Genomic DNA, 7,142 nt, shown 5'->3' with positions numbered 1-7,142 from the left:
TTTCTACCATCCCTAGTTTGCACTCTCGTCAAAGGAATATTTTGATAAATTTCCTCAATCGGGACTAGAGAAACAATTAAAGGACAGGCGTTGATAGGTGTTCTCGTGGCTGACCACCACCTAAATCTTTCGCCAAGTCGGTAGTTGTACTGCCGACGACAGAGTTCTAAGTGAGCCACCATCGTTGTTAGTTGGGCTTTTGTGGGTTTGAGGCGGTATTTGTACGTGAGTTGCATTTTTTAACTTCTTTTTTTCGACCTTTGCATAGTATAGTTTGTGTATGTCCACAATGCAACACCAAAACTTACCATTTCACCACTTAGGAAGTACATCGAAAATCAAGATACTCCCGAAGATTGATTCATAGTGGCTAAGTCTAATTGTCGGCTTCCGTCCGCGACATCCGACGCTTCTTTCCATCACGCGGGCGTAATTTATTCGGGGGTACTTCGCGCAGCGCTCAGATGTGTCCCCTCTAAATATACCGAGGGACTTCCCGGCTGGTAGTTAAAGTTACATCAGCGCACACCTACCTTTCTATTTTGGAGCATCCAGCCGCCTGATGGCGAGCCGATCGCCCTAATCGGCGTTCGGAAAACCCGCTAATGAGCCTACCCACCACATTACCCCATCACCCTGCTGTCTATGCCTGATTGCCCCCGCTGTCACCAACCTGTAGACGCCCAAGCGCTCGCCTGTCCACACTGCAAAATCCCCCTCAAAGCTTTCGGTCATCCGGGTATCCCTCTTTATAGATCAAAACCCGAAGAATTTCTGTGCACTACCTGTATTTATCACGAAGACGACACTTGCAACTACCCGCAGCGTCCCTTTGCCAAAGAATGCACGCTTTATCACAATCAAGCTGAGCCACTTGTGCCACAGACGAGCCCTTACAGCAGCGGCGGCTGGCTGCAATCGATCAAAAATTGGTGTCAGCGCCATCTGGTTTGGTTAGCATTATTAGGTTTAATTATTATTAGCATTGCTCTGTCGATTTAATCGGATTGTACAAAGCGTAGAATAGAGATATCTCTGTTAATCTGGGTTGCTCTATTATTCTCTAAATTATTCATGAGCTACGTATTCGGCATCGACGGCGGCGGCACTAAAACTATCTGCCTTTTAATGGATGACAACCACCTTGTTTTAGGACGGGGTGAAGCAGGGCCGTCAAATTATCAAACCCTGGGAATTGAGACAGCAAAACAATCCATCCAATTGGCGATCGAACGAGCAGTTCTGTCCGCTAAAATCGAGACGAATAGCAATCTCAACATAGAAGCAATTGGTCTGGGACTAGCAGGCGTCGGGCGTCCAAAAGATCGTGAAATAGTGCAATTTGTAGTGCAGAACTTGCAGTTGACGAATACTTTACCAGTAACCCGATCGTTCCTGCCCAGGAATATAGTAATTAGCAGCGACTGCGCGATCGCACTTGCTGGCGGTACAGGTTATCCAGTGGGTATCGCCGTTATTTCAGGAACCGGTTCGATTGTTTTTGGGCAAAACCGTCAAGGGAAAACTAAACGAGTCGGCGGTTGGGGATATATTTTAGGCGATGAAGGCAGCGGATATAACATCGCCCTTCACGGTTTGCAAGCTGCTTTGAAGTTCTATGACGGACGTGAAGATTTTACCATGCTTGCGGAAAAATTTCAAAAGCATTTAGGCCTCAATAACCTAGAAGAATTGGTAGAAGTCGTTTACGGGCGCGGTTGGGGAGTCAAAGAAATTGCTGCTTTAGCGCCGATTGTCGATCGAGCCGCAGCAGAGGGCGATCGCGTCGCTGACTGCATTATCAATAATGCTGTAGCAGAATTAACCTATTCAACCAAAATAGCCATTTCAGCGCTATTTAACCAAACAGAAGAATTTGAAATTGTGATTGTAGGAGGTGTGTGGGGTGGAGAGGCAAATTGCCGAGGTCGGTTTGAAGCAGCCATAAGTGCGATCGCCCCACAAGCTAAGGTTATTTCGCCCCGATACGAACCAGCTTTCGGTGCTGGATTGCTAGCTTTAAACGCTCTCAACAATTAATTGTTGACTGTTGACAAGCGAAATATTTTACACCTACTTTCCAGCTTCCCGATCCATCTGTGGAGTCAAATCTCAAATCTCAAATCTCAAATCGACTGGCTGTTGAGTGTTGACTATCTTCCTTATCTTCCCGATCGCCCCTGTCTTGCGGATTTTCTCGATTTTTCCAAATTTTAAAATTCTTGATTATCGACCTTATCTTCCCAACTGGTAGAATTCCAGCCTGCCATAATCAAAACATCAAATGAATGCGAAACCAGAAACAAATTTAGCAGTAGTGCGTTCCTAAGTAAACAAAAACCGAAGCAAGGAGACAATTTATATGATTACTTCTCAAAAATGGCGTTCAGCAACAGCAGCAATCCTCGCACTGGGCATTACAGTTGGAACCAGCGCGCCGCTGGTGGTAGCTACTCCCGCAGAAGCCCAACAAAGAATTTCCCAATTTGATAGCATCCGAATTCCGTCGGGCAGTGTAATTCCAGTTAGCTATGAAAAAGACAAAATAGTTGTCACCCGCGAAGAAACTTCACCTTTAACTTTAACAGTAGCGCAAGACATCCGCACACCTCAAGGCAGAGTATTAATCCCCGGAGGCAGCCAGATAGTCGGGGCACTGCAACCTGTCAGAAGAGGCAATCAAATCGGCACTCAATTTGTTGCCAGAGAGTTAATTATCAGCCGCCGCCAACGCTATCGGATTGATGGCTATTCGGGAATTATTACCCGAACCGAAAGAGTCCAAAAAGGTGCTGGCACAGGTTCAGTAGCGCAAGGTGCAGCCTTGGGTGCAGCAGCAGCAGCAGCACTAGCAGGCATTACCGGCGACAAAGCGATCGCGACTGAAGAAGTATTAGGAGGCGCTGGGATCGGCGCTTTAGCTGGAGTATTGTTGGGGCGGCGCAGCGTTGACGTGCTCGTGATTCGCCCGGAACAAGATTTGGCAGTAAGATTGCGATCGGACATCGTGCTCCGCTAATATTGGGATATTCGGATTAATTATTTGCAGTAAAACATTGTCGATCGCTAACTTGTGGTCTCCAGATAATTGGCTAGGCATACTGTTAAGGTTATGCCTAGCCATGTTTGTTGGCGGAATTATTGGATGGGAGCGCCAACTCAGAAACAAACCAGCGGGATTGAGAACTCATATGCTAGTAAGTATGGGTTGTGCACTGTTTGTTTTAATGCCGCTGGCAATGGGTAAAAATGAAAACGGAGGAGATGCTGTAGCGCGCGTAATTCAAGGCATTGCTGCCGGGATTGGGTTTTTGGGAGGCGGAGAAATCCTGCGGCAAAATCGACAGGAAATAGGCAAAGTTGAAGTTCACGGGCTCACCTCTGCCGCCGCTATTTGGGTGTCAGCAGCTTTAGGAACGGCTGCAGGATGCGGGTTGTGGCAACTGGCCTTAATTGGCGCTTTAATGTCGCTGTTTGTTCTGAGAGTAATTAAAGAGTTAGAGCGTCGAAGTCGTAGGAAATAGTCTCAGTGGTTATATAAAAATGGGTATTATAACCGTTATAACGTTTATAGTGACGACGGAAGTACGAGCTAGTTTTATGACGGTTAAAGTCCTCACTACTAACTAATTTTATTGCGCTCGATGGAAGGCAAATCATATTAGCTGTTTCATACCAAGTCCAGTTAATCATTGATCATAAATTGTTTGCCATCATCCCAGCCATACCTGTCAAGATGGTGAAAAAGGGGCGTTACACAATTTGAGGATGATTATTGTGGGCATTGGTGTCAACAAACACGTTAAACCATCAGTCCGGCAAGGGTTTCAACAAGAGCCTCAAAGCGAAAGTCCTCGCTATGAGGACTAATGAGTTCTTCAGTCCTCTTTGAGAGGACTTTAGCTATAAGCCCCGTGGAATTCATTCCCTGGCGGACTGCCGGGTGAGCGGGAGGACTGGCGGACTAAAAGCTTAACTTGACACTAATATATTGTGGGGTGTTCCGCCTGCTGTGAAAATACACGCCTTCGGGCTACGAGAGCCCATCCCACAAAAAAACAATCAAAATCCACTTAAATATTCATTTAAATATTTATGTCAATTTTAGTGAATTGCCTCAACACCCATTGAACCAAAATACCAATATTTTTTAAATTAATTAGTATATAATTCATCAAAATAATTATCTCTTACCAGCATTTGTTGAATAGAAAAATTAATAGTTATCTTGCCCGCTAACTGAATAAAGAATTAATTCCTATCCGGGAAAATTGGCATTTTAATCACTTCCAAAGACTCTTGCCTCACGCGACCCGCCATCGCAGCTAACTGCAAGCTCATAAAAGCATTCAAATCTTCCAAATCACACTTGGCTGAGGAAAAAATCTTCTGCATTTCATTTTCTGCTTCCAAACTCAGATATCCAGCGGCAATAGCTTGTTTTACAACTTCACGAACCTGCACGGTAGAAAAGTCCCTTACTAAATTTTAACTAATCAAAAGCCAACTAATTACTAACAGGAAGTTTCGGAAGCCGTCTCGCCAAAGATTTCAAACTTTTTTAGCTCGCGAGACTCTTGTTTCACTCCTCCAGACATAGCTGCTAGTTGCAAAGCCATAAAAGCATTTAAGTCTTCCAAGTCATATTTGGTGGTAGTTAACATCCGCCGCAGTTGATTTTCGGCTTCAAGGGTTAGATAGCCTAGAGCCAGAGCTTGCTGGGCGAGGTCGCGAATTAGTACCATAACACTTTGGGATTTTATTGGTTCAAGCATCAGTATCAACTGTTTTCACAGAATCAGCAGTGACGGCTATTGCTCGATCGGTGTGACATTGTTACTGGCCACTCGTGACAGCCGGAGTCGCAGAGTGTGACTAAGTATTTGCACGCTTGTGACGGCGATCACGCGGGGGATGCCAGAGGAGGAGTCGGAGTGTGGGGAGTCGGAGTGTGTCCGGGTGTCTGGGTGGGGGAGTCGGAGAGTGTCCGAGTGGGGGAGTCGGAGAGTGGGAGCATTTTTCTTCTTCCCTCGGACTAATGACTGATGACTACTGCCTTCTACCTTCAGAAGACGCTCAACGTCTATAATCAGCAAGTTAAATATTTACGGCAAGACATATGGAAGCACCACATAAAGATTTGCTACAACAAATAGCCCGACTATCGGAAACTTATGCTAATTTGGCCGATCGCCTATCCCAAGCAGCAAAGCAACTGCAAAACTCCGGCCTTCCTCCCTCTGACAGCTTGCTGCAAGAAGTAGCCGCCTACAGCCGCAACTTTGCCACAGTCCAAAAACAAGCTCTCGAACTCAACAAATCCCCGATCGCACCAGGGGAAATTACTTCCCTCAAAGACATTCAAAACTTAGTCGAGACTGCCTCCGCTTCTGAAGGAAAAGCAGAAATTCGCGATGCAGCATTGAAAGTGATCGATCGAGTATTGGCGATCGCCCACCGCGAACAAAGCGACTTCGCGCCCTTACAATCAGTTCATGCCAGAGCCCGCGAACTGCAACGCGCGATTTCCGAATCCACCCCAACTCAACTGCATTCCGACGCAGAATCCTTAGTCAGCGGCAAACACCCAGTTTCAGCAGTGCTCGCCCTGGTGGAACAGCAAGACAAATTAGATGACGAACAGTGGGTCATTCTCGAAGAAACAGTCAGCGCCGCTTTTGGCAAACAAATAGCCGTAGCCATTTCCAGAGGCAAATTAACCATTGCTGAGATGGTAAAAGCAGCACCTGCAAAAGTCGAACCAGCATTTAAAGCAGCGCCAGAACAAAAAATCAGCGCCGAACCTTTGCCAGAAGTGATTGTCATCCCGTCAGGAAATGTGGCACCGAAACAAGTTACAGTTGCGCCACAGATCCAGATTTTGGAATCCCCCGCACCTTCTGTCCCCATGCACGAGGTAATTATTGTTCCCAGCGTGGAAGTACCTAAGTCTCTTCAGACAACCGGTTCCGGGAACATTGTTTTTGGCGCACCCCGGAACCTTCAACCAGCGGTGGCAGTAGAGGGCGGTTTGGGAATCAAAGTTTTGGTGCACATTCAGGGAATTGGCGATCGAACTTTCGGCGCTCAAGAATACGCGGGTTCTAAGGGGCGGGGGCTGCGCGTCGAAGGATTTGCGATTAATATCGATCCGCCAATTCCCGGCTTAAATGTCGAGTACATGGCTCACGTCGAAGGTGTTGGCGACACTCCTTGGCTCAGCGAGGGAGAATTGGCGGGTTTTCGGGGTCAAGCCAAACGAATTGAGGGATTTGCGGTGCGGTTGAGCGGGCCGCAAGCTGATAAATACGACGTATTTTATAGCGCTCACATTCAGAATATCGGCGACACTGAGGTGTCCTCCAACGGCGAATATTGCGGTACTCGCGGCAAAGCTTTGAGAATAGAGGGCATCAAAGTTTGGATCGCGCAGTCTGCGAGTTCCCAAACAGTGGCGCCTGTGGGTTTAAAAGTGTTGGCGCACATTCAAGGAATTGGCGATCGAACTTTTAGCGATCGAGAATATGCAGGCACTCGCGGCCAAGGCCTCCGCGTGGAAGGATTTCAAATTAAAATAGAGCCTCCCGTTGCCGGTTTAAATTTGCAGTACATGGCTCACGTTGAAGGAGTTGGCGATACTGCTTGGTTCTCGGAAGGGGAGTTAGCTGGATTCCGGGGCAAAGCCAAGCGCATTGAGGGATTTGCCGCCCGCCTGGCAGGGCCACAAGCTGATAAATACGACGTATTTTATACGGCTCACATCCAGAATGTAGGCGATACTCCTGTTACTGCTAACGGTCAATATTGCGGCACTCGCGGCAAAGGTTTGAGGGTTGAGGGGATGACGATTTGGGTTGAGCCGAAAGCGTAAAAATTGAGAATGAATGGAAAAAATTAAATTGCATTTTCCATTCATTTTGTGTTTTTATATCATGTTTAATTGGTTCGTTTTTGTAAAATTGGCGACCTCGTAGGGGGGGGGTTACCAACTATCTACGCCAAAAACTAATCATCCCATAAACCCGCCCCATCTCTCAACGGTAAACCTCTACCTACATTTTTCCCCTTAGGATCGCGAATTAAATAACTTACAATTTTAATTGTTATTGTGGGATGGGCGTCCCGCCCGTCCAAAAAGGACG

8 protein-coding genes are annotated in these 7,142 nt (G+C 46.8%); 5 read left to right on the top strand and 3 right to left on the bottom strand.

Annotation, left to right across the window (positions count from 1 at the left end):
- On the bottom strand, positions 1-236 hold a 236-nt coding region (locus QUB24_RS32665), incomplete at its 3' end, for a helix-turn-helix domain-containing protein (protein ID WP_333157706.1).
- A gap of 409 nt (positions 237-645) precedes the next feature.
- Here QUB24_RS32665 and QUB24_RS32660 point away from each other — a divergent pair.
- The 4 genes from QUB24_RS32660 (at position 646) to QUB24_RS32645 (ending at position 3,524) form a co-directional block, all read left to right on the top strand.
- Positions 646-1,002 (top strand): zinc ribbon domain-containing protein, encoded by a 357-nt coding sequence (locus QUB24_RS32660; protein ID WP_333157704.1) that lies wholly within the window; start codon positions 646-648, stop codon positions 1,000-1,002.
- Between the two features lie 72 nt (positions 1,003-1,074).
- Positions 1,075-2,040 carry a BadF/BadG/BcrA/BcrD ATPase family protein gene (locus QUB24_RS32655; protein WP_333157703.1) on the top strand — a complete coding sequence of 322 codons (966 nt, stop codon included), beginning with the start codon at positions 1,075-1,077 and terminating at the stop codon, positions 2,038-2,040.
- Positions 2,041-2,362: 322 nt separating this feature from the next.
- Positions 2,363-3,019, top strand: coding sequence for a hypothetical protein (locus tag QUB24_RS32650; RefSeq protein ID WP_333157701.1), 657 nt, complete (start codon positions 2,363-2,365; stop codon positions 3,017-3,019).
- A gap of 103 nt (positions 3,020-3,122) precedes the next feature.
- Positions 3,123-3,524: an MgtC/SapB family protein gene (locus QUB24_RS32645; RefSeq protein WP_333036220.1), complete on the top strand. Its 402-nt coding sequence runs from the start codon at positions 3,123-3,125 to the stop codon at positions 3,522-3,524.
- Between the two features lie 727 nt (positions 3,525-4,251).
- Here the strand turns inward: QUB24_RS32645 and QUB24_RS32640 are convergent.
- The gene (locus QUB24_RS32640; protein ID WP_333157699.1) at positions 4,252-4,464 is read right to left on the bottom strand and encodes a hypothetical protein; all 213 of its coding nucleotides are present in this window, start codon (positions 4,462-4,464) and stop codon (positions 4,252-4,254) included.
- 50 nt (positions 4,465-4,514) lie between these two features.
- Positions 4,515-4,745: a hypothetical protein gene (locus QUB24_RS32635; protein WP_333064039.1), complete on the bottom strand. Its 231-nt coding sequence runs from the start codon at positions 4,743-4,745 to the stop codon at positions 4,515-4,517.
- 374 nt (positions 4,746-5,119) lie between these two features.
- Between QUB24_RS32635 and QUB24_RS32630 the strand changes: the two genes are divergently transcribed.
- Positions 5,120-6,871, top strand: a complete 1,752-nt coding sequence (locus QUB24_RS32630; protein WP_333157697.1) for a hypothetical protein — start codon at positions 5,120-5,122, stop codon at positions 6,869-6,871.
- The last annotated feature ends 271 nt before the right edge of the window (positions 6,872-7,142 follow it).

The sequence above is a fragment of the Microcoleus sp. B9-D4 genome (genome assembly GCF_036705105.1).
GTDB lineage: Bacteria > Cyanobacteriota > Cyanobacteriia > Cyanobacteriales > Microcoleaceae > Microcoleus.
This window is presented reverse-complemented; position numbering and strand designations above follow the sequence as displayed.

Bases quoted from the DNA above. Each gene is read 5' to 3' on its own strand.
- QUB24_RS32660 (WP_333157704.1), top strand. From the start codon at position 646: ATGCCTGATTGCCCCCGCTGTCACCAACCTGTAGACGCCCAAGCGCTC.
- QUB24_RS32655 (WP_333157703.1), top strand. From the start codon at position 1,075: ATGAGCTACGTATTCGGCATCGACGGCGGCGGCACTAAAACTATCTGC.
- QUB24_RS32650 (WP_333157701.1), top strand. From the start codon at position 2,363: ATGATTACTTCTCAAAAATGGCGTTCAGCAACAGCAGCAATCCTCGCA.
- QUB24_RS32645 (WP_333036220.1), top strand. From the start codon at position 3,123: ATGTTTGTTGGCGGAATTATTGGATGGGAGCGCCAACTCAGAAACAAA.
- QUB24_RS32635 (WP_333064039.1), bottom strand. From the start codon at position 4,745: ATGGTACTAATTCGCGACCTCGCCCAGCAAGCTCTGGCTCTAGGCTAT.
- QUB24_RS32630 (WP_333157697.1), top strand. From the start codon at position 5,120: ATGGAAGCACCACATAAAGATTTGCTACAACAAATAGCCCGACTATCG.